Source organism: Pseudomonas sp. PDM27, from assembly GCF_019219205.1.
GTDB lineage: Bacteria > Pseudomonadota > Gammaproteobacteria > Pseudomonadales > Pseudomonadaceae > Aquipseudomonas > Aquipseudomonas laurylsulfatiphila.
The window spans coordinates 1-24,368 of the sequence record NZ_JAHUWF010000019.1; the positions used below are offsets into that span (position 1 = coordinate 1).

The window sequence follows — 24,368 nt, forward strand, 5'->3', positions numbered from 1 at the left end:
GACTCTCGATTCCAGGGCATGGTCAGGCACCTCCTGACCGTATTTCATACCTGTAAACGATGTCTCCGGTTTAAAACGTAAAGGATGTCTCCGGTTTCTACCCGAGCAAGCCCGCTCCCACAGGGGGGGATGGTGTTTACTTCAAGGAATCAGGCCGTCGGCAAGCTCGGTGCCAGCACGCCCTGGCGCTTGCGATGAATCAGGAAGTACGCGCCATAGCACAGCGCAATGAAGCCAAACCCCCAATACAGCGACGGACGCTGGGTTTCATCCAGGGCCAGGAACACGAACAGCGAGCAGCACAGCGTGATGCACATCAGCGGCAATACCGGGAACCACGGTGCGCGGTACTTCAGGTCGCTGAGTTTGCCGCCGTCGCGCAGGTACGCCTTGCGGAACTTGTACTGCGCCAGGGCGATGACGATCCAGGTCACGGTGCCGGACATGCCGCTCACCGCCATCAGCACCATGAACAAGGTGTCGGCGGCGACGAAGCTGGTCATCAGCGACACCAGCGCGAAGCACAGGGTGATGCTCAGCGCCCGCAACGGCACGCCACGCTTGCTCAAGGGCGACAGGCTTTTCGGCGCCATGCCGGTTTTCGACATCGCCCACAGGATGCGCGTCGAGGCATAGAGGCCGGAATTGCCCACCGACAGGATCGCGGTGAGGATCACGAAGTTCATCAGGTCGGCGGCGTAGGGAATGCCAACCATGTCGAACACCTGCACGAACGGGCTTTCCATCAGTCCCGCCTGCTGCCACGGCACAATGGCCGACAGCACCACAATCGCCAGCACGTAGAAAATCAGCACGCGGAACACCACGTTGCGCACGGCGCGGGGAATGCTCTTTTCCGGCTGGTCGGTTTCACCGGCGGCCACGCCCATGATCTCGCAACCCTGGAACGCGTAGACCACGGTCATCATCACCGCGAACACCGCCGACAGACCGTTGGGGAACAGCGAATCACCGATCAGGTTGGTCGCCATCGGTGCCGGTGCGCCGCTGCTCAGGGGCATCACGCCGAAGATCACCAGCACGCCGACCACGATGAAACCGAGAATGGCGGCGACCTTGATCCCCGAGAACCAGTATTCGGCTTCACCGAAAGCGCGGGTGGCCATGGCGTTGATGCCGAACAGCACCACCACGAACAGCGCCGACCAGTACCAGATCGGCACCGCCGGGAACCAGCGGGTCATCAGCATGCCGGCGGCGGTGAATTCCAGGCCGACGGTAGTGGCCCAACTCATCCAGTACACCCAGCCGATCATGAACCCGGTGGCCGGGCCTATGTATTTGGTGGCGTGGGTCTGGAACGAACCGGACACCGGCATCTGCACCGACAGTTCGCCCAGGCAGACCATCACCAGGTACATCAGGAAACCCGCGACCAGGTAAGCCAGGATCGCCCCCACCGGGCCGCCCTGGTTGATGGTCACGCCGGAGCCCATGAACAGCCCGGTGCCGATGACGCCGCCCAGGGACAGCATGAAGATGTGCCGGCTCTTGAGGGCGCGGGTCAGCTGGATGCCTTTTTGCTGGGTGCTGCGATCAGTGTTTTCGTTCATGTCGGCACCTCAGCAGTCAGTGAGGAGCGCAGCGCATGACAGGACGTCACGGCGCAGGGAGGGATCAGCTTTACGGCAATTCATTATTATTATCTCCAATAAGCTTCGAAGACCGCGCTGCGGCGGTTGCGTCGATTATTGGAAAGCCATGTAAGTTCGCGTTGACCGTAAAGATCGAAGTTGTACAAAGTCGTAACAAATTTGTACGTCAGCTCTGCAACAGGCCTTTGAGGGTATCGAGCGAGTGCTGCAATTGCTCATCCAGCGCGTGGCTCATGCGCTGGATGTCCGATTCATCGTTGGCCAACGCCAGGGTTTCCAGCGTCCTCAAGGTGCTGGCCAGGGCGCTGAAACCCAGGGAATCGCAGCTGCCGGCCAGACGGTGCGCCAGTTGCGCGACCTCTGTGCAGTCAGCGGCGGCCATGGCTTCATGCAGCGCATCGCGGTGCTGCAGGATCGAATCGCGCAGCACCGCCAGCAGGCCCTGGACCTTTTGCTCACCGAGCAAGGTGCGATGGGTCTGCAACAGCGGCCAGTCCATCGCTTCATCGCTCATCAGCGCCCCGGCGATGTGAGTACGCCCTTCCAGCACCTGGCGCAGGTTTTCCAGCTTCAAGGGCTTGGCCAGGACGCCGTCCATGCCGGCCTCCAGATAACCGCGCACCAGTGCCGGTTGCACACTGGCGGTCAGGGCGAAAATGCGCGTATGGCGGTTCGGCCCGTCGCTGTGGCGGATCTGCCGGCATAACTCGACACCGCTGATGCCCGGCAGATGCACGTCCAGCAACAGCAAGTCGAAAACCTGCGTCGCGCAGTGTTGCAGCGCCTGCTCCGCGTCGTCGGCGAGCCATACCCGGTGACCGTCTCGCTGCAGCAAACCCTTGGCCACTTCGCGGTTGAGCGCCACGTCTTCGACCACCAGGATATCCAGTGCCGGCCCCGCCGCCCGAACCGGCGGGGCCTCAGCCACGCCGCTGGCCGGCTGCAAGGACAGCTCGAACCAGAAACAACTGCCGCGCCCCTCTTCGCTGTCCACGCCGATGCAGCCGCCCATCTGTTCCACCAGGTGTTTGCAGATCGCCAACCCCAACCCGGTGCCACCAAAACGTTGCGCGACTTCTTCGCTGGCCTGGGTGAAACGCTCGAAAATCTTCGCCTGCATCGCCGGGGCAATGCCGATGCCGTCGTCAGTGACACTGACCCGCAGCCGCTGCCCCGCCTGTTCGCCGGTTTCGCTGAGAAGCGCCACCTGGACACTGACTTCGCCGCCTTCGGTGAACTTGATCGCGTTGGCCAGCAGGTTGCTCAGCACCTGGCGCAGGAACTGCTCGGCGCCGTGGTGATGTTCGGCGATCCGCTGGTCGACCCGGCAACTGAGGATCGTGTCGTTGTTCAACGCTCGCGGTTCCAACAGCGTCAGCACTTCGTCGAGCAACTGGCGCAGCGAGAAATCCACCGGCTCGGGATGGCTGACGCCCTCCTCCAGCTTGGCGAAATACAGCACTTCGTTGAGGATCGTCAGCAAGCCTTCGCCGGCCTTGTGCAAGGCATCCAGGCGTTTACCGTCCCGGGCATCCAGGCGCGCGCCGCGCAACAGTTCGGCCATGCCGAGGATGCCGTTTAGGGGCGTGCGCAGTTCGTGGCTCATGGTCGCCAGAAACCGCGATTTGGCCAGGTTGGCCGCTTCCGCTTCATCCTTGGCGCGCATCAGGCTGGCGGTGCGGCGCTCGACCATTTTCAGCAGCTCGTCACGGTTGTCCTGCAAGGCCAGGCGATCGCTTTCCCGGCGCTCGATGTCGTGCAGGATCGCCCGGCGCATGTCGTCCAGGGCATGGGCGACGGTGTCGATTTCGTCACTGCCGCGGCGCTTGTCCAGTTGCAGGGGTTCCTGCCATTCACCGGCAGCGATGCGCCGGGCGAACTCGGCCATGACTTTCAGGTGCCGGGTCACCAAGCGATAGAACAAGCCCGACAACGCCACGGCCAGCCCGCAGAGAAACACCGCCATCCACAACAGGCTGGTCAAGCCGGTGGCGTAGAGACGCTGGTACACCGCCCCCAGGTCGGTGCTGACTTCCAGTTCACCCAGGTGGCGCAACGGGCCGGACGGCGGCTGATAGTCCAGGGCAAAGCGCTCGATACGCAGCGGACCGACCGGCTCGGGATTGCCCTGTATCAGGTCGAAATCGGCGCTGGTCAAGTGCACCCGCGCGACGTCGGAGAAGTCCACCAGCCCGCGCAACTGCACGTTCAACTGCTCCTGGTTCAAGTCCCACAGGCTGCGTTCCAGGCTGGCCAGATAGCCGGCGCGGATCAGTTCCATGCGCGAATCGATGTCGCGCATTTCCCGTCGATACTCGATGTACAGTTGCACGCTGCTGGCCAGCATGGTGAAGCACAGACTGAACAACAGAATGAACAGCAACAGGCGTCGCAACAGTCCACCGGGACGGGCACGAATCATTGCGCATCCGCCGGCAGGTTGATCATGTCGCGGTAGGTCACTTCGCTTTCGTTGAGCCAGCGCTCGATGTCGCCGGCATCGACCATGCGCTGCAACTGCGCATTAATCTCGGGCATGCGATTGGCCAGTGGCGAGCGCCGCGACACGGCGACCCGCAGATAGTCCACGCTCAAGGCCCTGGGCAAGGCGACGATGTCCTGGCCGCCGGGCAGGTTTTCCACGTACAACTGGCCGGTGCGCCGCTCCTGGGTGATGAAGTCGATGCGCCCGCGAATCAGCTTGCCGAAGTTCTGGTGGCTGTCGGACACCCATTCGATGTTGTTGTTGCGCGCGACCATGCGATCGAACTCCACCCCGTAGCTCTCACCGAACAACAGGCCGCCACGGTAATGGGCCAGGTCGTCCAGTTGCTCGAATTTCACCGGGTGTTGACGGTTGATGAACAGCGCCACTTCTTCACGCAATACCGGCACCGTCGAGAACAGCATGCTCTGCTCCCGTTGCGCGGTGCTGTAGGCCAGCACCACATCGACCCGACCTTCGGCGGCGTCCAGCAGGCAGCGTTTCCAGTTGCCCAGCACGACCATCTCGACTTCGTACCCCAACTGACCGAACAGGTTTTTCACCACGCTCGGCGCCAGGCCACGCACCTGTTTGCCATCGCTCCAGGAAATCGGCGGGTACACCGGGTAATCGCAATAACGAACTTTGTCCGCCGCAACGGCATGGCCGGCCATCAGCAGCGCCAGCAGGCAAAGCCAGCGCGCCATCCGGTTCAGGCCGCCACGCCGGCGGTGAACAGGTAACCGGCGCCGTGAATGGTGATGATCAACTGCGGTTCAGCCGGATCGTCGTGCAACTTGCGACGCAGGCGTCCGACCAGCACGTCGATGGAGCGGTCGTTGGGCACCCATTCGCGGTTGCGGATCTGGTCCATCAACTGGTCGCGGCTGAGGGTGTGGCCGCTGTTGCGCAGGAATACGCTGAGCAACTGGTATTCGCCGTGGGTCAGCAGGGTTTCGTTGCCCGATGGATCGATCAGGCGACGGCGGTCGGTGTCCAGCGCCCAATCGGCAAACTGCTTGACCGGTTTGGCCAGCGCAACGGCCGGCTGTGGTATTTGCGCATGACGTACCCGGCGAATCAGGTTTTTCGCCCGGGACACCAGTTCCCTTGGATTGAGGGGTTTGATCACATAGTCATCGGCGCCGCATTCGAGGCCGACGATGCGGTCGATTTCGTCGTTGCGCCCGGTGATCAGGATGATCCCGACCTCCGAACGCACCCGCAATTCGCGGGTCAGGGTCAGGCCGTCCTTGCCCGGCAGGCGGATGTCGAGCATCACCAGGTCGACGCTCTGGCTGGCGAGGAAGGTTTCCGCCAGTTCCGCCGTGGAGGCGCAATGGACGTCGTAGCCTTCCTGGGACAGGTAGGCGTGCAGCAGATCGCGAATCAGCGGATCGTCATCGACGATCAGTACCCGAGGAGTCATCGCTTGGTGTCCGGCTCAGGCCCGAAGGCCAGTTTCTTATTAGAGTGTTTTCCCGCATCGGCGCCAGAGAGTATCCAGTGTTGAACAACTGATCAACAGTCGCTCGTCTGCACGCAAAAGCGCTGGCGTCCACCGGCCTGCAAACCATCGACCCAGGCCTCGCAAATCTGGATGCCCTGCTCCGGGGTAAAGGTCCCGGGGTTCAGCCCGGACTCCAGCCACAGGCCATCGAGCAAGGCGCTGAGGCTGATGGCGGCGAGGTCGGCGTCGAAGTTTTCCCAGCCCTCTTCCTGGGCCAGTTCCGCCAGCACCTTGCGCAGGATGGCGCGATACTCGCCATAGGAATGGTCGTGGGCCTTGTTGATCGCCTCGGCGGTTTTCACCGCGCCCCAGAACGCCAGCCATGCATCGATCAGTTGCGGATCGAGCAGTTCGGCGGAAAACGAACCGCGGAAAAACGCCGACAACCGCTCCCGGGCATTCGGTGCGGCCTGTTCCATGGCGTCGCGCAACAGGGTCATGACCCGCCCGGTGATTGCCATGTAGGCCTCGGCCACCAGTTCATCCTTGCCGGAATAGTGATGGCTGATCAGCCCCACCGAGACCCCGGCCTCGGCGGAAATCTTGCGGATCGACGCGCCCTGGAAGCCGTGACGCTTGAGGCACACCAGCGTCGCCTCGATCAGGTTGGCTTTGCGCAACTCCGGTTCCATGCGGGAAAAACGGGCTTCCTGGTTCATGGGCGACACGCTCCTTGGTTCAATCGTTTGGGCCGGCGCGGGTTGGCGGCGGGCTGAACGACTGTACAGCAAGAGTGGGCCTTGTCTCCAGTCAGATGCCAGTCTGGTAGACCGTGGCGCGCCCTTCGCGAGCAGGCTCGCTCCCACAGTTGATCCCCCTGTGGGAGCGAGCCTGCTCGCGAAGGGCCAGTCCAAACAACCGAGAATCCGGATCAGTCGCGGTAACCCGGCGCCACCCGATCCAGCATCCGCAACAACGCCGCCCAGGCCAGTTGCATGGCATCCGGATCGTTCAACTCCCCTTCCTCCAACGGCCGCCCCGGATCATTGAACTGCCGCTCGGTATGCGCGCAGACCTCATGTGACGGCAAAACAACTTCACCGGCAGCTTGCGCGGCCAACTGGATTTCACAGGCCTTTTCCAGGTAGTACATGCGCAGGAACGCCTGGCTCACCGTCTCGCCAACCGTCAGCAACCCGTGATTGCGCAGCATCAGGACCGATTTGTCGCCCAGGTCCGCCACCAGCCGTTGTTGCTCGCTCAGGTCCAGCGCCACCCCTTCGTAGTCGTGATAGGCAACGCGGCCGTAGAACTCCATGGAAATCTGATTGACCGGCAACAACCCGCACTTCAACGCCGCCACCGCACACCCGGATTTGGTGTGGGTATGCAGCACGCACTGCGCGTCTTCCCGAGCGCCATGGATCGCACTGTGAATCACGAAACCCGCCGGGTTGACCGGGTACGGCGACGACTCCACAGCGTGGCCATCGAGGTCGATCTTCACCAGGTTGGATGCGGTGATTTCGTCGAACATCAGCCCGTAGGGGTTGATCAGAAAGTGATGCTCCGGCCCCGGAATGCGCACCGAGATGTGGGTGAAGATCAAATCGGTCATGCGAAAGTGCGCAATCAAGCGGTAGCAGGCCGCCAGTTCCTCACGCAGGCGCTGCTCGGTGGCGCTGCGTTCAGGGGCCAGGTGGCTGGCGATTTTATTCATTGTCGTGGTTCTCCAGGCTGATCGGCTGGGCAGACAGTAAGGCTGGACGCTTGGACACGTCCAGCCATCCGCGTTTATTTACTGGCCCAGGCGTTGAAGCGTTCTTCCAGCTCTTCGCCATGATCGACCCAGAAGCCGACGTTCATCGACAACGCGCCCTTGAGGTTCTGCGGCGCGGTGGGTACCCATTGCGCCAGCTTGTCATCCAGCCGTGCAGCGGCCTGGATGTTGGTCGGGCCGTAGGGGATCTGCTGTACGTAGTTGACCTGGGCGTCCGGCTGGTTGGCGAAGGCGATGAATCGCTTGGCCTGGTCCACGTGCCTGGAGCCTTTGATGATCGCCCAGTAGTCCATGCCGTACAGGCTGCCGGGCCAGACCAGGCCGAGGTGACTGCCTTTCTGCGCGGCGTCGGCGATGCGTCCGCTGTAGGTCGAGGTCATCACCACGTCGCCGGCGGTCAGCCACTGCGGCGGTTGCGCGCCCGCCTCCCACCACTGGATGTAAGGCTTGAGTTCAGTGAGCTTGGCGAATGCCCGGTCCACGCCTTGCGGGGTGCCGAGTACTTTGTAGACGTCTTCGGTCTTGACCCCGTCCGCCAGCAGGGCGAATTCCAGGTTGTACACCGCACGTTTGCGCAGCCCGCGCTTGCCGGGGGTTTTCTTCACGTCCCAGAAGTCTGCCCACGAGGTCGGGGCCTGGGCCAGTTTGTCGGTGTCGTAGGCAATCGCCACGCTCCACACCAGCGCCGCGGAACCGCATTCCTGTGCCGCTTCGGGGATCAACTGGTCGGCGTGGCCCAGGCGGGTCCAGTCCAGGCGCTCGTACATGCCCTCCTCGCAGCCGCGCATCAGGTCCGGGCCTTCGATCTGCACCACGTCCCAGTCGACGTTGCCGGTGTCGACCATCACTTTGATCTTGGCCATCTCGCCGTTGTATTCGCTCTGGATCACCTTGCTTTGATCCACGGCGGCGAAGGGTTGAAAGAACGCCACGTCCTGGGCTTTTTGTCCGGCTCCGCCGTATCCGACCACCACCATGTCCGATGCTGCCTGAGCGCTGCCCAGGCCCATGGCCACGGACAACACCAAGGGATAAAAACCGTGCTTGAGCGTGTGCGATTTCATCAAGGGTTCCTCTTGCAGGTGCCGCCCGGACAGAGGCCGGTGCAGCCCTTTTTATTGTTGTGAGGTACGGCCCGGGAGCGGGCTCGAAATGAAATTACTCCACGCCATAGTAAAATAACAAGTTGATTTTTTACTGAAGGTAAATTTCTATAGCGCAATAATAACAACCGAAAACCTGATGCCTCTGTAGGAGCGAGCCTGCTCGCGATGGACCTGAGAACGCCGCGGGGTGCCAGGTACCCAGCGTTATCGTTAACGTCCATCGCGAGCGAGCTCGCTCCTACACAGGTCAGCCTGCCTGGAGTACCCGCACCATGCCGACCTCGACACCTGCCTTCGCGCACCTGTTCGAACCCCTGGAAATCCGTGGCAAGCGCCTGAAAAACCGCATCATGTCCAGCGGTCACGACACCTCGATGCCCACCGACAATCTGGTCAACGAGCAATTGATCGCCTACCACCGGGCGCGTGCCGAAGGCGGTGCCGGGCTCATCGTGCTGCAAGTGGCCGGTGTGCACGACAGTGCGCGCTACACCTCCCATGTGCTGATGGCCACCGACGATGCGTGCATCGAGGGCTACCGCAAACTGGCGCAAACCTGCCATGCCCACGGCACCGTGGTGTTGTCCCAGGTGTTCCATCCGGGGCGGGAGATCATGGAGTCCAGCGATGGCCTGCTGGCGGTGGCCTACTCGGCCTCGTCAGTGCCCAACGAACGTTTCCGGGTGATGCCCCGCGCCCTCGATCAGGCCATGATCGACGAGATCGTCGCCGGTTATGCCGCTGCCGCCCGCCGCCTGCATCAGGCCGGGATCGATGGCGTCGAAGTGGTTGCCAGCCATGGTTACCTGCCGGCGCAATTCATCAATCCGCGGGTCAACCGGCGCACCGATGGTTACAACGGCGAGTTGGATCAGCGCTTGCGCTTCCTGCGCGAAGTCATCCAAGCCGTGCGGGCGGCGACCGACGAGCAGTTCATCATCGGCCTGCGCATTTCCGCCGACGAGCGCGACCCCGAAGGCCTGACCGAAGACGAATCCCTAGCCGCCGTACAGTCACTGCAAGCGCAGCTCGACTACGTGCACATCGTCGCCGGGACTTCGGCTTCCCTTGGCGGCGCGGTGCATATCGTGCCACCCATGGCGATCGAAGCGGCGTATCTGGCTAAAGAAGCCGGGACGTTCAAGGCCGGTTTGAACATTCCGCTGTTCGTCACCGGGCGCATCAACCAGCCCCAGGAAGCCGAGCTGATTCTGGCTCGCGGCCAAGCCGATGTGTGCGGCATGACCCGGGCGCTGATCTGCGATCCGCAGATGCCCAACAAGACCGACACCGGCCGGGTCGAAGACGTGCGCGCGTGCATTGCCTGCAATCAGGCGTGCATCGGGCACTTCCACAAGGGCTTGCCGATTTCCTGCATCCAGCACCCGGAAACCGGTCGCGAGCTGATCTTCGGCGAACGCCAACAAGCGCCACAACGCAAACGCATCATGATCGCCGGCGGTGGCCCGGCCGGGATGAAAGCCGCCACCGTCGCGGCCCAACGCGGCCATGAGGTGACGTTGTACGAAGCCAACTCGCAATTGGGCGGCCAGGTGTTGCTCGCGCAGTTGCTGCCACGGCGCAGTGAGTTTGGCGGCGCGAGCACCAACCTGCAGCGGGAAATGCAGCTGGCCGGCGTGCGCGTGGTGCGCAACACGCGGGTCGACCGGGCACTGGTGGAGCAGGAAAAACCGGACATGGTGATCGTCGCCACCGGTGCCGAGCCCTACTGGCCAAGCTTCGAGCGTGGCGGTGAGTTGCAGGTGGTGGACGCCTGGCAGGTGTTGCGCGACGAGGTACAGATCGGCCGTTCGGTGGTGGTGGTCGACTGGCGCTGCGACTGGATCGGCCCGGGCATCGCCGAGCGCCTGGTGCGTGCCGGGCATCAGGTGCAACTGGCGGTCAACGGCACCCATTGCGGGGAGAACCTGCCGCTGTACGTGCGCGATCAACTGGCCGGCGAACTGCATAAACTGGGCGTGCCGATCACGCCGTACGCGCGGCTGTATGGCTGCGATGACAACACGGTCTACCTGCAACACACCGCCAGCGGCGAGCCGATGCTGATGGAGAACATCGATACGCTGGTGCTGTGCCAGGGTCATCAACCGGTGGATACCCTGGGCGCCGAGCTGCAAGGGCTGGTGGAGTTTCGCCGCATCGGCGACTGCCTGGCGCCGCGCACCGCCGAAGAAGCGATTTATGAAGGGCTGAAAGTCGCGTGGGAGCTTTAAGGCTGTTTATACTCCGGGGCTTAGACGGCTAACACCACCCCTGTAGGAGCGAGCCTGCTCGCGATGAACCCGAGAACACCGCTGGGTGTCAGGCTTCCAGCGTTATCGTTGGCGACCATCGCGAGCAGGCTCGCTCCTACAGGGATTTGCGCCACTCCTCCCGGTTCGGATTTGACCATGAGCAACAACAGCAAGACCCCGCCCGCCCCTGGCAACGCCGAACCGCATTTCCTCGGCACACGCATTCGCGGCCTGCGCAAACGCCGGGGCATGACCCTGGCGGAACTGGCGCAACAGAGCGAACTCACGGCCGGCTACATCAGCCAGCTGGAGCGCAACCTCGCCTACCCGTCGATTCCGGCGCTGTTCAACATTGCCCGCAGCCTCGGTGTCACCATCCAGTGGTTCTTCGCCAGTGAAGCGGTCACCGCCCCCGAAGACGATGGCGTCGTGGTGCGCAAGAACAGCCGCCTGAACGTGCATTACGAAGACGGCATCGTCGACCAGTTGCTGACGCCACAAGCCAATCGCCAACTGGAAATGCTCCACTCACGGTTCCCGCCCGGCACCTACAGCCAGCAAAGCTACAGCCACGAAGGCGAAGAAGCCGGATTTCTGCTGTCCGGCAGTTTCGAACTGTGGGTTGGCGAACGCCATTTCCAGCTCAATGAAGGCGACAGCTTCAGCTTTTCCAGCCAGGAACCGCACCGCTACGGCAACCCCGGCGATGTGGACGCTGTAGTGATCTGGGTGATTACGCCGCCGACGTTTTAACGCCGGCCGCGCCCGATGGGCTGCGCGACACTCGCACGCTTGAGGGTGTCGCTCGGCAGTTCCTTGAACAGCGCGCGATAGCTGCTGGAAAACCGCCCCAGGTGCCAGAACGACCAGTGCATCGCCACTTCGGCCACGGTGGTTTGCGTCGGCGTGCGGCTGAGCAGCTCGCGGCGGGCGCTGTTGAGGCGGCGCAGGCGCAGCCATTGGGTCGGCGCCATGCCGGTGTAGGTCTTGAACGCATGCTGCAACTGACGCAGTGAAACCCCGGCCACCTGGGACAGTTCCAGCAGGTTGAGGTGTTCTTCCGGGGTATCCGCCGCCCATTCCCCTACCCGCTTCATGATCGCCCGCTCTCCGGCACGGCGCTGCAATGCGCCCTGGTCGAGACCGACACAGGCGTTGTCGAGAATGAACAGGCAGTCTTCCAGCAATTGCTGGGTCAGCGCTTCGCGGCTCGGTGGATCGAAGGTCTGCGACAGCCGCGTCAGGGTCCCGCTGAGCCAGCGGCAGAACAGCGCGTTCTGCTGCGAGTTGAGCGGCGCCATGAACAGCCCTTCGAGCCGGGCGATGTCGAGGCTGTGGCGTTTTACGAACTCCGGCCCGAACACCACGGCGATTTCCTGGTAGTTCTCCGGGGTGATCCAGATGTTGCGACTTTCGCCATTCAATACGTACAGCGCGTTGTCGCCGCGATCGAAACAGAACGACAACGAGCCCTGGGGCGCACTGAAATTCTGCTCGACCCGGGTGTTCATCGACTCTTCGTAAATCTCCACGCCCTGCAGATCCAGATAGCGCACCAGCCCCGCGAAATGCCCCGGCGACATCTGCTGGTAATGCTGAGTCCAACCCGGTGTGGCGCGGATTTGCTCGGCGACATCGGCGGTGTTGAAGGCTTGGACCTGGAGGGCGTTGGAACCTGTCATGGGGCGACCTTACGCACTCTTTTGGTGCGCTTTGTGCTGCTTAAAGTGGATAGATGGAACCGCAAGGGTCGCCCAAGATAGACCTCAACGCGCTACAGGGGAAGTGTCCGGCGGATGAAACCGGCCTCTCCTGGCGTTAATAAAACCAATAACGAGGTCTTTATGAATGTCCCTTTCGATCAGCTGTTCACTTGGCTGAAAGATCACAAGATTACCGAAGTTGAGTGCGTTGTCAGCGACCTGACCGGCATTGCACGCGGCAAAATTGCACCGACCAACAAGTTCCTGCATGAGCGAGGCATGCGCCTGCCGGAAAGTGTCCTTCTGCAAACGGTAACCGGGGACTTTGTCGACGACGACATCTACTACGACCTGCTCGACCCGGCCGACATCGACATGGTCTGCAAGCCGGACGCCGACGCCGTCTACGTGGTGCCATGGGCCATCGAGCCGACCGCCATCGTGATCCACGACACCTTCGACAAGTTCGGCAACCCGATCGAGCTGTCGCCGCGCAACGTGCTGAAGAAAGTCCTGCAGCTGTACACCGACAAAGGCTGGCGGCCGATTGTCGCGCCGGAAATGGAGTTCTACCTGACCCAGCGCTGCGAAGACCCGGACTTGCCACTCAAGGCGCCGATGGGCCGTTCGGGCCGTGCCGAAAGCGGTCGCCAGTCGTTCTCCATCGACGCGGCCAACGAATTCGATCCGCTGTTCGAAGACGTCTACGACTGGTGCGAACTGCAAGGCCTGGACCTCGACACGCTGATCCACGAAGACGGCCCGGCGCAGATGGAAATCAACTTCCGTCATGGCAACGCACTGGACCTGGCCGACCAGATCACCGTGTTCAAGCGCACCATGCGTGAAGCGGCGCTCAAGCACAACGTGGCGGCAACCTTCATGGCCAAGCCGGTCGGCGACGAGCCTGGCAGCGCCATGCACATTCACCAGAGCGTGGTGGACATTGCCACCGGCCAGCCGATCTTCGCCGATGCCGATGGCAACATGAGCGAGCTGTTCCTGCATCACATCGGTGGCTTGCAGAAGTACATCCCGAAAGTGCTGCCGATGTTCGCGCCGAACGTCAACTCGTTCCGCCGCTTCCTGCCGGACACCTCGGCACCGGTGAACGTCGAATGGGGCGAAGAAAACCGCACCGTCGGCCTGCGCGTACCGACGTCCAGCCCGGACGCCATGCGCGTGGAAAACCGCCTGCCGGGCGCCGACGCCAACCCGTACCTGGCCATCGCCGCCAGCCTGCTGTGCGGTTACCTGGGCATGGTCGAGCGCATCGAGCCGAGTGCCGCGGTACAGGGTCGCGCCTATGAGCGTCGTAATCTGCGCCTGCCGATCACCATCGAAGACGCCCTGACCCAGATGGAAGAGTGCGACACCATCAGCCGCTACCTGGGCAGCAAGTTCGTACGGGGCTACGTCGCAGTCAAACGCGCCGAGCACGAGAACTTCAAGCGCGTGATCAGTTCGTGGGAGCGTGAGTTCCTGATGCTCAGCGTCTAAGGCCCCCGCTGTTCTCAAGGGCCCCTTCGCGAGCAGGCTCGCTCCCACAATTGGAATGCATTCCCCTGTGGGAGCGAGCCTGCTCGCGAAGACGGCCGCTCAAACACCAAAGAATCGCCTGAAGAATCCAATAATTCCAAGAAGGTATCGATATGCGTCTATTGAAATCCATGGTCCCGCTCGCCCTGGCAACCTTGTTCAGCGCCATTGCCCAGGCTCAACCCCAGGTCAGTGTCTACAACTGGACCGACTACATCGGCGAAACCACCCTCGCCGACTTCCAGGCCAAGACCGGGATCAAGGTGATCTACGACGTTTTCGATTCCAACGAAACCCTGGAAGGCAAGCTGCTTGCCGGTCGCACCGGGTATGACGTGGTCGTGCCGTCGAACCACTTCCTCGCCCGCCAGGTAAAGGCCGGCGCGTTCCTCAAACTGGATCGCGAGCAGTTGCCGAACTTCAAGAACCTGGACCCGAAACTGCTGGCTTTGCTTGAGAAAAACGATCCGGGCAACGCCCACTCGGTGCCCTACCTGTGGGGCACCAACGGCATCGGCTACAACGTCGACAAGGTCAAGGCCGTACTGGGCATCGACAAGATCGACTCCTGGGCCGTGCTGTTCGAACCGGAAAACATCAAGAAGCTCAGCGCCTGCGGCGTGTCGATGATGGACTCGGCGGACGAAGTGTTCCCGGCGGTCCTCAACTACATGGGCATGGACCCGCGCAGCGAAAACCCCGAAGACTTCAAGAAGGCCGAAGCCAAGCTGCTGCAGATCCGTCCCTACATCACCTACTTCCACTCCTCCAAGTACGTCTCGGACCTGGCCAACGGTGACATCTGCGTGGCGTTCGGTTACTCGGGCGACGTGTTCCAGGCCGCCAACCGCGCCAAGGAAGCCAACAACGGCGTGAACATCGCCTACGCCATTCCCAAGGAAGGCGCCAACCTGTGGTTCGACCTGCTGGCCATCCCCGCCGACGCCAGCAATCCGAAAGAAGCCCACGCCTTCATCAACTACCTGCTGGACCCGCAAGTGATTGCCAAGGTCAGCGCATCGGTCGGCTACGCCAACCCGAACCCGGCCGCCAAGCAGTACATGGACCCCGAGCTGGTCAGCAACCCCGAGGTGTATCCGCCCCAGGAAGTCCTCGACAAACTCTACATCTCCACCACGCCGCCACAGTCGATCATGCGCCTGATGACCCGCTCGTGGAGCAAAGTGAAGTCCAACAAATGAATCAGTACACCCAGGAACACACCCACTCCTATTACGCGGCGTCCGCCAAGGGCATGAGGCAGCGTCCCGCGCTGGCCTCGGACCTGGTGGCCGATGTCTGCGTGGTCGGCGCGGGTTTCACCGGCATCAACACCGCCATCGAACTGGCCCAGCGCGGGCTCTCGGTGGTCCTGCTGGAGGCCCGACGGATTGGCTGGGGCGCCAGCGGGCGCAATGGCGGCCAGTTGATACGCGGCATCGGCCATGACGTCAGCGGCTTTGCCAAACATGTGGGCGCCGAAGGCGTGCAGTACCTGGAACAGGCCGGGGTCGAATCGGTGCAAGTCGTGGCCCATCGTATCCGCGAACACGGCATTGATTGCGACCTGCGCTGGGGCTTCTGCGAACTGGCCAACACCCCGGCACATTTTGCCGGGCTGAAGGCCGAACACGCCGAACTGCTCGAGTCCGGTTACGCCCATGAAACGCGCCTGATCGAACCTGGCCAGATCCGCGAGCACGTGGTGGACTCCGGCGTTTACGCGGGCGGCCTGGTCGACATGGGCTCGGGCCACCTGCATCCGCTGAACCTGGCACTGGGCGAAGCGCAAGTCGCCGAGTCCCTTGGCGTGCAGATCTTCGAGCAAAGCCCGGTGCTGGAGTTGATCCACGGCAGCACGGTGCAGGTGCGCTGTGCCGGTGGCACCGTGCGTGCGGCCACACTGGTGCTCGCTTGCAATGCCCATCTGGAAGAGCTGGAACCGAAGCTCAGCGGCAAGGTACTCCCGGCCGGCAGCTACATCATCGCCACCGAACCCTTGTCGGAAGACGCCGCCCGGCAACTGATCCCGCACAACGTCGCGCTGTGCGACCAGAAAGTCGGCCTGGATTACTACCGGCTCTCGGCTGACCGGCGTCTGTTGTTCGGCGGTGCCTGTCATTACTCGGGGCGCGACCCGGCGGATATCGCTGCCTACATGCGCCCGCAGATGCTCAAGGTGTTCCCGCAACTGGCCAAAACGCGCATCGACTATCAGTGGGGCGGCATGATCGGCATCTCGGCCAACCGCTTCCCGCAGGTCGGGCGCCTGAGCCAGCACCCGAACGTGTTCTACGCCCAGGGCTACTCCGGCCATGGCCTGAACGTGACCCACTGGTGCGCGAAATTGTTGGGCGAAGCGATCCATGCCGGACACAGCAAAGGCTTCGACGTGTTCAGCGCCGTGCCGCACATGACCTTCCCCGGCGGACGCGCCCTGCGCTCGCCGCTGCTGGCCCTTGGCATGTTCTGGTATCGGATGCGGGAAATGCTGGGTTGACACAATCCTCCAGAAAGGCAGATTCATCCTGTGGGAGCGAGCCTGCTCGCGAAGACGGTTTAGCAGCCAGAGAATGGGCTACCTGATAAACCGCTTTCGCGAGCAGGCTCGCTCCCACAATGCTTTGGGCAACATCCGGTACGCCCTCCATCCCCTTGTTTCGACTTTCGATTTGCTCAATCGCGAGGCACTTCTATATTGAGGGGGTGCTCTGAATTTCCTGCCTCTTGTTGAGCTTGACCCATGGCAACTACCGATCAGCTGATCATCTGCGAGCACTGCGACAGCGTTTACCAGAAAGTCACGCTCGCCAAACATCAGAAAACCTTGTGTACGCGCTGCGGCGGCGTGCTGCAGCGCTATAACGGCCTGACAGTGGAACAGCGTCTGGCACTGACCTTCACCGCATTGATGCTGTGGATTTTCGCCAATTTCTATCCCGTGATGAGCATCAGCCTCAAAGGCTCGAAGCACAGCGCCACCCTCTGGGACTCGGTGCTGGCCCTGAGCCTGGGGCCTATCACCTTCATCGCCATGGTGGCGGCGATCGCCATGATCATCGCGCCGATCTTCCAGTTGTTGCTGTTGATCTGGGTGCTGGGCTTCGCACTGGCCGGACAACGCTCACCGGGCTTCAAGCTCTGCATGCGCTGGCTGGAAACCCTGAGGCCCTGGAGCATGCTCGAAGTCTGCCTGCTGGGCGCCATGGTCGCCGTGATCAAACTCGCCGGGTTGCTTGATGTGCTGCCCGGTATCGGGTTGTTTGCCCTGGCCGTGTTGAGCCTGATGATGATCCGCATCGCCGGGCGCGACATCCGCGAACTATGGGACATTGTATGAGCACGCCTCCGTACGCCGACGAGCTCAACCTGTGCCTGTGTCACACCTGCGGCCTGGCTTGCGACATGACTGGCGAACCTCACGAATGCGAGCGTTGCGGTGCGCCGCTGCACCGGCGCAAAACCAATTCGCTGACCCGCACCTGGGCCTACATGATCGCGGCCCTGGTGTTTTACATCCCGGCCAACCTGTTGCCGGTGATGAACACCGAAATGGTCGGCCATGGTGCCGACAGCACGATCATGAGCGGCGTGCTGGAGTTCTGGGAAGCCGGGGCCTGGGACATCGCCCTGATCATTTTCATTGCCAGTATCGCGGTGCCGGGCATCAAGTTCGTCGCCATCACCTTGCTGCTGGTCACCGTGCAACGCGACAGCGAGTGGGCACGCAAAGAGCGTTCGACGCTGTACCGCTTCGTCGAGGTCATCGGCTACTGGTCGATGCTCGATGTGATAGTCGTGGCCCTGGTGGCCTCGCTGGTGAAATTCCAGGCCCTGGCCGACATCGAGCCGCGCCTGGGCATTCTGTTTTTCGGTCTGGTTGTGGTGTTCACCATGCTCTCGGCAATGAGTTTCGATCCACGCATGATCTGGGATAAAGAGCGGGAAAACCCACACAATGAGGAGGTCACGGATGAAGTCGCAAGCCACTGACGGGCCGCAAGCCCCTGGGCAGGCACCGATCAAGACCCGCCGTTTCAGCGTTTCGCTGGTCTGGATCGTGCCGATCGTCGCGGTGCTGGTGGGTATTTCGCTGGTGGTTCACAGCATTCTGCAGCAAGGCCCGACCATCGTTGTGACGTTCAAGACAGGGAGCGGCCTGACCGCGAATAAAACCGAGGTCAAGTACCGTAATGTGGTGATTGGCCAAGTCTCGGATGTAGAACTGAGCGATGACCAGAAGAGTGTCAACGCCACCATCAAGCTGGCCAAGCAGGCCGAAAGCTTTACCCGCGAGGATTCGCAGTTCTGGGTCGTGCGACCGCGCATTGGCGCGGGTGGCGTGTCCGGTATCGATACGCTGCTGTCGGGCGATTACATCGGTGCCGATATCGGCCAGGCCAACGGCCGGGCAAAACGCTTCACGGGGCTGGAAAACCCGCCGCCCATCACCTACGGCGAGCCGGGCAAGCGCTTCACCCTGTTCACCCAGGACCTGGGGTCACTGGATATCGGCTCCCCGGTCTACTACCGCAAGATCCCGGTGGGTCAGGTGGTGGCCTACGCGCTGGACCCGGATGGCAAAGGCGTGAACATCGAGCTGTTCATCCACGCTCCCAACGACAAGTACGTTACCGAAAACACGCGTTTCTGGAATGCCAGTGGCATTGACGTGAACGTCGGTGCCAACGGCTTTGCGGTCAAGACCGAATCGTTGTCCTCCCTGCTGGTGGGCGGCATTGCCTTCCGCGCACCCGACTACAGCCCAGGCGATAAACCGGCCGCTGCGGAATACGCCTACGAACTGTTCGACGACCAGCAAACCGCCCTCGCCCCACCAAACGGCAAGCCGCAGTACCTGGCCATGCGCTTCGACCAGGCAATGCGCGGGCTCAAGGTCGATGCGCCGGTGGAGTTCCTCGGTGTGGAAATCGGCAAGGTGGTGTCGGTCAATCTGGATTACGACGAGAAGCTTCGTTCCTTTCCGGTCAACGTCGGCATCGTGATTTACCCGCAACGCCTGGGCAGGGCGCACGACAAGATGCTCAAGGCGCTCAATCATGACCCCAATGACGAAGCGGGTGGCGTACGCCTGATCGGCACCTTTATCGACAACGGCCTGCGTGCCCAGGCGCGCACGGGCAACTTCCTGACCGGCCAGTTGTACATCGCCCTGGATTTCTACCCCAAGGCAGAAAAAGTCGCTTTCGATGCAACGGCGCGCCCGGTCATGATTCCAACCATTGCTGGCAGCCTCGAGCAATTGCAGGAAAAACTCGAAGCCATGGTCGACAAGATCAACAAACTGCCGATCGAGCGAATCGCCGGCAATCTCGATGGCAATCTCGTCGAGCTGCGCAAGGGCATGATGCAATTCAACGGCAAGATCCTGCCTGGCGTGCAAACCACGCTGTCGGACTTCAGCAAGACGATGGAAACCGCCAATACGACCTTGCAATCCGCCGGTTCGACCTTGGCCGCCGACTCGCCGCAACGGGAAAAACTGGATCAGACCCTGGATGAACTGGGACGCACGTCGAGATCCTTGCGTGATCTATCGGATTACCTGGGACGGCATCCGGAATCGCTGCTTCGCGGCCGCCCGAACAATGCCCCGCCCATTGATCTGCAAGGGCCACCGCGCAATTGAGCACAGGAGCAACACCCATGGCTTTTCCGCTGAAGTTCACAGTGTTCACCGCGTTGTTGCTGCTCGCCGCTTGCCGCAGTGACCCGATTCAGTTCCACACCCTGACCCCCGCCCAGGTGGGCGATCATTCCAGGACCACCGTCGGGGTGATCCAGGTCGAGACGCTTAGCTTGCCGCCCCAGGTCGATCGTGCGCAGATCGTCATTCGCGAGGGCAACAGTGGCCTGGCGATCCTCGAAACCCATTGGTGGGGCGCAACCCTCGTGGACGAATTGAGCAGTGCGCTGGCCGATCAACTGAGCAACAGTCCCGTACAGGGCAAGTATTCGGTGCGGGTCGATGTGCAGCGCTTTGACTCTGTCCCCGGCCAGTACGCGCTGATGGACGTGATATGGCGTCTGCGCAGCGCCGAGCCAGGCGACAGGAAACAGGTGATTTGCCGCAGCACCTTGCAAACGCCGTCAGGCGCAAGCGTCGATGAGCTGGTACTTGCCCACCAAAACAACATCAAACGCCTGGCCGCGCTGATCAGCCAGGCGGCCACCCGACCCCAGGCGAGTTGCCCTTCGTCCTGAAGGCCATCCATCGCCAGCAAGCTGGGTCCTACAGTTTCAGCGTGGGCACGGCCCCTTGGAGCTGGCGCAGCCTGCGATCTTATGGCGGTTTCGGGATTGCTTGAGATCAAAAGATCGCAGCCTGCGGCAGCTCCTACAGAGTCCATCGCCAGCAGGCTGGCTCCTGCAGTAGTTTCAGCGACCCGTTCCTCGGCACATCGGCAATCACCAAGCTATCCTTTCGCAATCCCGATGAACTCCGCGCGGGCCCAGTAGCAACTGGCATCGGGTGATTGAAAAATGGCAGCCGTGGGCAGCGTCACATGCTGATCGATGACATCGTTTGATCGAAGAGTCGAACCACAGTGGACACAGTGCTGCTAATCTGAATGAAAATTACATGTATTAACGATTTTTTTGACGTAATTTTCTCATTTGGATCTCTACATTCCCTGCAATTCCAGACATGCAAATGATTCGCATTGGTTAACTGGCGTTTCACTGCGCATGACTTTCAAAAAATGCACCAGGAGCAGCCCGCAGAATGATTCCCAAAATCCCTTCGTTCTTGAAAAAAGCCCTGCTGGCCACCGCTTTGCTGAGCGTTGGCCAGGTCTATGCTGCCGACTCCGTCGGCATCGTGGTGTACAACGCGCAACATGCAGGCCTGACCAAGGCCTGGGTCGAGGGCTTTACCCAGGAAACCGGTATCCCTGTCACCTTGCGCAACGGCGATGACACCGAAATGGGCAATCAGATCGTACAGGAAGGCGCGTCCTCCCCAGCAGATGTATTCCTGACCGAAAACTCCCCCGCCATGGTGTTGGTCGACAACGCCGGACTGTTCGCACCTGTCGATAAAGCCACGTTGGAGCAGGTCGACCCGGCTTACCGTCCGGCCCACGGCAAATGGGTCGGGATCGCCGCGCGCTCCACGGTGTTTGTGTACAACCCGAGCAAACTCTCGGAAACCAACCTGCCGAAATCGATCATGGACCTGGCCGACCCAAGCTGGAAAGGTCGCTGGGGCGCATCGCCAGGCGGTGCTGACTTCCAGGCCATAGTCGCCGCCATCCTGCAGCAGAAGGGTGAAGCCGCCACGCTGGATTGGCTCAAGGGGATGAAAACCAACTACACCAGCTACCGTGGCAACAGCGCGGTGCTCAAGGCGGTGAATGCCGGGCAAATCGAAAGCGGTGTGATCTACCACTATTACAGCCTGGTGGATCAGTCCAAGACCGGGGAAAACAGCAAGAACACTGCCCTGCACTATTTCAAGCACAAGGACCCGGGCGCTTTTGTCAGCATCTCCGGCGGCGGTGTCCTCGCTTCCAGCCAACACAAGGAACAAGCCCAGGCGTTCCTCAAGTACATTACCGGCAAGGACGGCCAGGCTGTGCTGAAGAACGGCAAGTCGTTTGAATACGCCGTCGGCAAAGGCGCTGAATCCAACCCTAAACTGGTGCCTCTGAATCAGCTCGATGCGCCGACTGTCGATGCTTCAAAACTCGACAGCAAAAAAGCCGTGGAGCTGATGACACAGGCCGGACTGCTCTAATTGATGCCTGAAACCCTGCCTGCGGGAGTCGCCGAGGCGACTCCCGCGCAATTGCGTCGACGATCCCGCGGACTATTCGCCGGGCGTGGCGGTGTATGGGTGATCGGTTTGTCGGTGCTGGTTTCATTACTGGCACTGCTACCGATTGCTTACGTTATTGGCGTGTCCCTGCAGACAGGCTGGTCAACCGTCGTGACCCTGGTGTTCCGCCCTCGGGTCGGTGAACTGCTGGTCAACACCGTGTTGCTGGTGCTGCTGACGATTCCCTTGTGCGTGGCACTGGGGGTGACACTGGCATGGCTGACCGAACGCACGAATCTGCCAGGGCGGCGCTGGTGGTCGTTGCTGGCCACCGCACCGCTGGCGGTGCCTGCGTTCGTTCACAGCTACGCCTGGGTCAGCCTGGTGCCACCGATTCACGGCTTGTTTGCCGGTGTCCTGGTCTCGGTCATCGCCTACTTCCCATTCCTGTATTTGCCGGTGGCGGCCACGTTGCGCCGGCTCGACCCGGCCATCGAAGACGTCGCCGAGTCCATGGGGCTCAAACCCTGGAAAGTGTTTTTGCGCGTGGTGTTGCCGCAATTGCGCCTGGCGATCTGCGGCGGCGCGTTGCTGGTCGGCCTGCACCTGCTGGCCGAATATGGCCTGTACGCCATGATCCGCTTCGACACCTTTACCACCGCGATCTTCGATCAGTTCAAATCGACCTTCAACGGCGCAGCGGCGCACATGCTGGCCAGTGTGCTGGCGCTGTGTTGCCTGGCCATGTTGACGGCTGAATCCGCCGCCCGGGGTTCGGCACGTTACGCCCGCGTCGGTTCGGGGAGCGCCCGGGAGCAACGGATCGTGTGCCTGAAACCGGCATCCACCCTGCTCTCGTTGACGCTGCAAATCGTGACCTGTGCCCTGGCCCTGGGCGTGCCCTTGATCACCTTGGGCAAATGGCTGATCGCCGGCGGCGTGGAAGTCTGGGACATGGCCGAGTTGTTGCCTGCTCTGGAGCAAACCCTGTTGCTCGGCGTCGCCGGTGCCGCGCTCACAACTTTCGCGGCGATCCCGATTGCCTGGCTGTCGATCCGTTACCCCGGTCGAATGCAACGCGTGCTGGAAAGCTGCAACTACATCACCAGTTCCTTGCCCGGAATTATCGTGGCGCTGGCCCTGGTAACGGTCACGATCCATTTTGCCCGGCCGATTTACCAGACCACCTTCACCGTGTTGCTGGCGTACCTGCTGATGTTCCTGCCCCGCGCCCTCGTCAGCCTGCGCGCCGGCATTGCCCAGGCCCCGGTGGAACTGGAGAACATCGCCCGCAGCCTTGGCCGTTCGCCAGCCCGGGCACTGTGGCTGGTCACCTTGCGCCTGGCCGCCCCCGGAGCCGCCGCCGGCGCGGCGCTGGTGTTCCTGGCGATCACCAACGAATTGACCGCCACCCTGCTGCTGGCCCCGAACGGCACGCGCACCCTGGCCACCGGATTCTGGGCCATGACCAGCGAAATCGATTACGCCGCCGCGGCGCCCTACGCCTTATTGATGGTTGTGCTGTCGCTGCCGCTGACCGGACTTCTTTATCACCAATCGAAAAAAACGGCTGGCCGATGAACACTCTTGAACTGAATGCCCTCTACAAGTCCTATGGCGCCCACTGTGCCCTGGACAACGTCAGCCTGTCGGTGCCAAGCGGCAGTCGCACGGTCATCGTCGGCCCGTCCGGCTCCGGCAAAACCACCTTGCTGCGAATGATTGCCGGCTTCGAATTCCCCGATTCCGGACGTCTTTCGCTCAATGGCCAGACCCTGGTCGACGGCACCCACGAAGTGCCGGCCCATCAACGCCTGATCGGCTACGTGCCGCAGGACGGCGCGCTGTTTCCGCACATGACCGTGGCGGCGAACATCGGCTTCGGCTTGTCGACCAAGGGCTCTGAAAAACAACAGCGCGTCGCCGAACTGATGGACAGCGTGGCGCTGGACGCGAAGATGGCCGAGCGCTGGCCGCACGAATTGTCCGGCGGCCAGCAACAGCGCGTGGCCCTGGCCCGGGCATTGGCGCAACAGCCACGGCTGATGCTGCTGGACGAGCCGTTCTCGGCGCTCGACACCGGGTTGCGCGCCGCGATGCGCAAGATGGTCGCGCGGCTGCTGGAAGACGCGGGCGTCACCACCATTCTGGTCACCCATGACCAGAGTGAAGCCCTGTCGTTCGCCGACCAGTTGGCGGTAATGCGCCATGGCCGACTGGTACAGTCAGGGCATCCGCTGGACCTCTACCGCTATCCCGAAGACGAACAGACCGCCCTGTTCCTGGGGGATGCGGTGGTGATGCCGGCACGCATCGAGGCCGGTTGGGCCCATTGCGACCTGGGGCGGATCCCGGTCAACAACCACCGCAACAACAGCTCGGCGCAGATCATGCTGCGCCCCGAACAGCTGCAATTGGCCAGTATCCTCCCCAGCGACCCGGAAGCCGGTGGTTGCCGGGCCGTGGTCACCGATCGGGATTTCAGCGGCAACACTTGTACGCTGACGGTCGAACTCCAGTCATTGACCAGCCGCGAGCAACCGGGCCGATCACTGCTGGTGCGCAGTTCCGGCATGTACGCACCACCCGCCGGCAGCGCGGTTCAGGTCTCGACCATTGGCCACGCCCACGTGTTGAGCGAGCTGTAATCG

General features: G+C 61.9%; 20 protein-coding genes. 12 read left to right on the forward strand and 8 right to left on the reverse strand.

Going from position 1 to position 24,368, the window contains the following annotated elements; all coding sequences use genetic code 11:
* Nucleotides 1-149 precede the first annotated feature (149 nt).
* The 7 genes from KW838_RS28220 to KW838_RS28250 all read right to left on the reverse strand — a co-directional run bounded on the left by KW838_RS28220 (nt 150) and on the right by KW838_RS28250 (nt 8,395).
* Complete coding sequence (locus tag KW838_RS28220; RefSeq protein ID WP_218485029.1) at nt 150-1,574, reverse strand: amino acid permease; 1,425 nt, start codon at nt 1,572-1,574, stop codon at nt 150-152.
* A 208-nt stretch (nt 1,575-1,782) separates the two neighbouring features.
* Nucleotides 1,783-4,038, reverse strand: coding sequence for an ATP-binding protein (locus KW838_RS28225; protein ID WP_218504258.1), 2,256 nt, complete (start codon nt 4,036-4,038; stop codon nt 1,783-1,785).
* Nucleotides 4,035-4,808 (reverse strand): ABC transporter substrate-binding protein, encoded by a 774-nt coding sequence (locus KW838_RS28230; RefSeq protein ID WP_218504259.1) that lies wholly within the window; start codon nt 4,806-4,808, stop codon nt 4,035-4,037. The genes KW838_RS28225 and KW838_RS28230 overlap by 4 nt, the downstream gene beginning before the upstream one ends.
* A gap of 5 nt (nt 4,809-4,813) precedes the next feature.
* Nucleotides 4,814-5,530, reverse strand: coding sequence for a response regulator (locus KW838_RS28235; protein WP_218504260.1), 717 nt, complete (start codon nt 5,528-5,530; stop codon nt 4,814-4,816).
* A gap of 92 nt (nt 5,531-5,622) precedes the next feature.
* Nucleotides 5,623-6,270 carry a TetR family transcriptional regulator C-terminal domain-containing protein gene (locus KW838_RS28240; protein WP_007974341.1) on the reverse strand — a complete coding sequence of 216 codons (648 nt, stop codon included), beginning with the start codon at nt 6,268-6,270 and terminating at the stop codon, nt 5,623-5,625.
* A gap of 212 nt (nt 6,271-6,482) precedes the next feature.
* On the reverse strand, nt 6,483-7,271 hold the full coding sequence (locus tag KW838_RS28245; RefSeq protein WP_102700080.1) for a class II aldolase/adducin family protein: 789 nt from the start codon (nt 7,269-7,271) through the stop codon (nt 6,483-6,485).
* 74 nt (nt 7,272-7,345) lie between these two features.
* Nucleotides 7,346-8,395 (reverse strand): ABC transporter substrate-binding protein, encoded by a 1,050-nt coding sequence (locus KW838_RS28250; RefSeq protein ID WP_218504261.1) that lies wholly within the window; start codon nt 8,393-8,395, stop codon nt 7,346-7,348.
* 314 nt (nt 8,396-8,709) lie between these two features.
* Here KW838_RS28250 and KW838_RS28255 point away from each other — a divergent pair, with 314 nt between their 5' ends.
* Both KW838_RS28255 and KW838_RS28260 read left to right on the forward strand, forming a co-directional pair.
* Entirely contained in the window at nt 8,710-10,671 is a 1,962-nt protein-coding gene (locus tag KW838_RS28255; RefSeq protein WP_218504262.1) for an FAD-dependent oxidoreductase, read from the forward strand.
* A 177-nt stretch (nt 10,672-10,848) separates the two neighbouring features.
* Entirely contained in the window at nt 10,849-11,445 is a 597-nt protein-coding gene (locus KW838_RS28260) for a cupin domain-containing protein (RefSeq protein WP_218504263.1), read from the forward strand.
* Here KW838_RS28260 and KW838_RS28265 read toward each other — a convergent pair.
* Nucleotides 11,442-12,374, reverse strand: a complete 933-nt coding sequence (locus tag KW838_RS28265; protein WP_102700076.1) for a helix-turn-helix domain-containing protein — start codon at nt 12,372-12,374, stop codon at nt 11,442-11,444. The two genes, KW838_RS28260 and KW838_RS28265, sit on opposite strands and share 4 nt — an antisense overlap.
* A gap of 162 nt (nt 12,375-12,536) precedes the next feature.
* Here KW838_RS28265 and KW838_RS28270 point away from each other — a divergent pair, with 162 nt between their 5' ends.
* The 10 genes from KW838_RS28270 to KW838_RS28315 all read left to right on the forward strand — a co-directional run bounded on the left by KW838_RS28270 (nt 12,537) and on the right by KW838_RS28315 (nt 24,365).
* Entirely contained in the window at nt 12,537-13,895 is a 1,359-nt protein-coding gene (locus KW838_RS28270; RefSeq protein WP_007974329.1) for a glutamine synthetase family protein, read from the forward strand.
* A gap of 152 nt (nt 13,896-14,047) precedes the next feature.
* Nucleotides 14,048-15,136 carry a polyamine ABC transporter substrate-binding protein gene (locus tag KW838_RS28275; protein WP_218504264.1) on the forward strand — a complete coding sequence of 363 codons (1,089 nt, stop codon included), beginning with the start codon at nt 14,048-14,050 and terminating at the stop codon, nt 15,134-15,136.
* Nucleotides 15,133-16,434: an FAD-binding oxidoreductase gene (locus KW838_RS28280; protein WP_102700074.1), complete on the forward strand. Its 1,302-nt coding sequence runs from the start codon at nt 15,133-15,135 to the stop codon at nt 16,432-16,434. The genes KW838_RS28275 and KW838_RS28280 overlap by 4 nt, the downstream gene beginning before the upstream one ends.
* A 243-nt stretch (nt 16,435-16,677) precedes the next feature.
* Nucleotides 16,678-17,274: a paraquat-inducible protein A gene (locus KW838_RS28285; RefSeq protein ID WP_102700072.1), complete on the forward strand. Its 597-nt coding sequence runs from the start codon at nt 16,678-16,680 to the stop codon at nt 17,272-17,274.
* On the forward strand, nt 17,271-17,927 hold the full coding sequence (locus tag KW838_RS28290) for a paraquat-inducible protein A (protein WP_102700071.1): 657 nt from the start codon (nt 17,271-17,273) through the stop codon (nt 17,925-17,927). Before KW838_RS28285 ends, KW838_RS28290 begins: the two co-directional genes overlap by 4 nt.
* Entirely contained in the window at nt 17,908-19,584 is a 1,677-nt protein-coding gene (locus KW838_RS28295; protein WP_102700070.1) for an intermembrane transport protein PqiB, read from the forward strand. The genes KW838_RS28290 and KW838_RS28295 overlap by 20 nt, the downstream gene beginning before the upstream one ends.
* Nucleotides 19,585-19,601: 17 nt before the next feature.
* Nucleotides 19,602-20,159 (forward strand): membrane integrity-associated transporter subunit PqiC, encoded by a 558-nt coding sequence (locus tag KW838_RS28300; RefSeq protein ID WP_102700069.1) that lies wholly within the window; start codon nt 19,602-19,604, stop codon nt 20,157-20,159.
* Nucleotides 20,160-20,682: 523 nt separating this feature from the next.
* Complete coding sequence (locus KW838_RS28305; RefSeq protein ID WP_102700068.1) at nt 20,683-21,696, forward strand: iron ABC transporter substrate-binding protein; 1,014 nt, start codon at nt 20,683-20,685, stop codon at nt 21,694-21,696.
* A 3-nt stretch (nt 21,697-21,699) separates the two neighbouring features.
* Entirely contained in the window at nt 21,700-23,298 is a 1,599-nt protein-coding gene (locus KW838_RS28310; protein ID WP_218504265.1) for an iron ABC transporter permease, read from the forward strand.
* The gene (locus tag KW838_RS28315; RefSeq protein ID WP_218504266.1) at nt 23,295-24,365 is read left to right on the forward strand and encodes an ABC transporter ATP-binding protein; all 1,071 of its coding nucleotides are present in this window, start codon (nt 23,295-23,297) and stop codon (nt 24,363-24,365) included. The genes KW838_RS28310 and KW838_RS28315 overlap by 4 nt, the downstream gene beginning before the upstream one ends.
* Nucleotides 24,366-24,368: the final 3 nt, after the last annotated feature.

Excerpts from the sequence above, each read along its gene's own strand:
- KW838_RS28315 (WP_218504266.1), top strand. The coding sequence starts at position 23,295 with ATGAACACTCTTGAACTGAATGCCCTCTACAAGTCCTATGGCGCCCAC.
- KW838_RS28270 (WP_007974329.1), top strand. The coding sequence starts at position 12,537 with ATGAATGTCCCTTTCGATCAGCTGTTCACTTGGCTGAAAGATCACAAG.
- KW838_RS28295 (WP_102700070.1), top strand. The coding sequence starts at position 17,908 with ATGAAGTCGCAAGCCACTGACGGGCCGCAAGCCCCTGGGCAGGCACCG.
- KW838_RS28225 (WP_218504258.1), bottom strand. The coding sequence starts at position 4,038 with ATGATTCGTGCCCGTCCCGGTGGACTGTTGCGACGCCTGTTGCTGTTC.
- KW838_RS28285 (WP_102700072.1), top strand. The coding sequence starts at position 16,678 with ATGGCAACTACCGATCAGCTGATCATCTGCGAGCACTGCGACAGCGTT.
- KW838_RS28250 (WP_218504261.1), bottom strand. The coding sequence starts at position 8,395 with ATGAAATCGCACACGCTCAAGCACGGTTTTTATCCCTTGGTGTTGTCC.
- KW838_RS28235 (WP_218504260.1), bottom strand. The coding sequence starts at position 5,530 with ATGACTCCTCGGGTACTGATCGTCGATGACGATCCGCTGATTCGCGAT.
- KW838_RS28310 (WP_218504265.1), top strand. The coding sequence starts at position 21,700 with ATGCCTGAAACCCTGCCTGCGGGAGTCGCCGAGGCGACTCCCGCGCAA.
- KW838_RS28265 (WP_102700076.1), bottom strand. The coding sequence starts at position 12,374 with ATGACAGGTTCCAACGCCCTCCAGGTCCAAGCCTTCAACACCGCCGAT.
- KW838_RS28290 (WP_102700071.1), top strand. The coding sequence starts at position 17,271 with ATGAGCACGCCTCCGTACGCCGACGAGCTCAACCTGTGCCTGTGTCAC.
- KW838_RS28230 (WP_218504259.1), bottom strand. The coding sequence starts at position 4,808 with ATGGCGCGCTGGCTTTGCCTGCTGGCGCTGCTGATGGCCGGCCATGCC.
- KW838_RS28255 (WP_218504262.1), top strand. The coding sequence starts at position 8,710 with ATGCCGACCTCGACACCTGCCTTCGCGCACCTGTTCGAACCCCTGGAA.
- KW838_RS28280 (WP_102700074.1), top strand. The coding sequence starts at position 15,133 with ATGAATCAGTACACCCAGGAACACACCCACTCCTATTACGCGGCGTCC.
- KW838_RS28220 (WP_218485029.1), bottom strand. The coding sequence starts at position 1,574 with ATGAACGAAAACACTGATCGCAGCACCCAGCAAAAAGGCATCCAGCTG.
- KW838_RS28240 (WP_007974341.1), bottom strand. The coding sequence starts at position 6,270 with ATGAACCAGGAAGCCCGTTTTTCCCGCATGGAACCGGAGTTGCGCAAA.
- KW838_RS28260 (WP_218504263.1), top strand. The coding sequence starts at position 10,849 with ATGAGCAACAACAGCAAGACCCCGCCCGCCCCTGGCAACGCCGAACCG.
- KW838_RS28300 (WP_102700069.1), top strand. The coding sequence starts at position 19,602 with ATGGCTTTTCCGCTGAAGTTCACAGTGTTCACCGCGTTGTTGCTGCTC.
- KW838_RS28245 (WP_102700080.1), bottom strand. The coding sequence starts at position 7,271 with ATGAATAAAATCGCCAGCCACCTGGCCCCTGAACGCAGCGCCACCGAG.
- KW838_RS28275 (WP_218504264.1), top strand. The coding sequence starts at position 14,048 with ATGCGTCTATTGAAATCCATGGTCCCGCTCGCCCTGGCAACCTTGTTC.
- KW838_RS28305 (WP_102700068.1), top strand. The coding sequence starts at position 20,683 with ATGATTCCCAAAATCCCTTCGTTCTTGAAAAAAGCCCTGCTGGCCACC.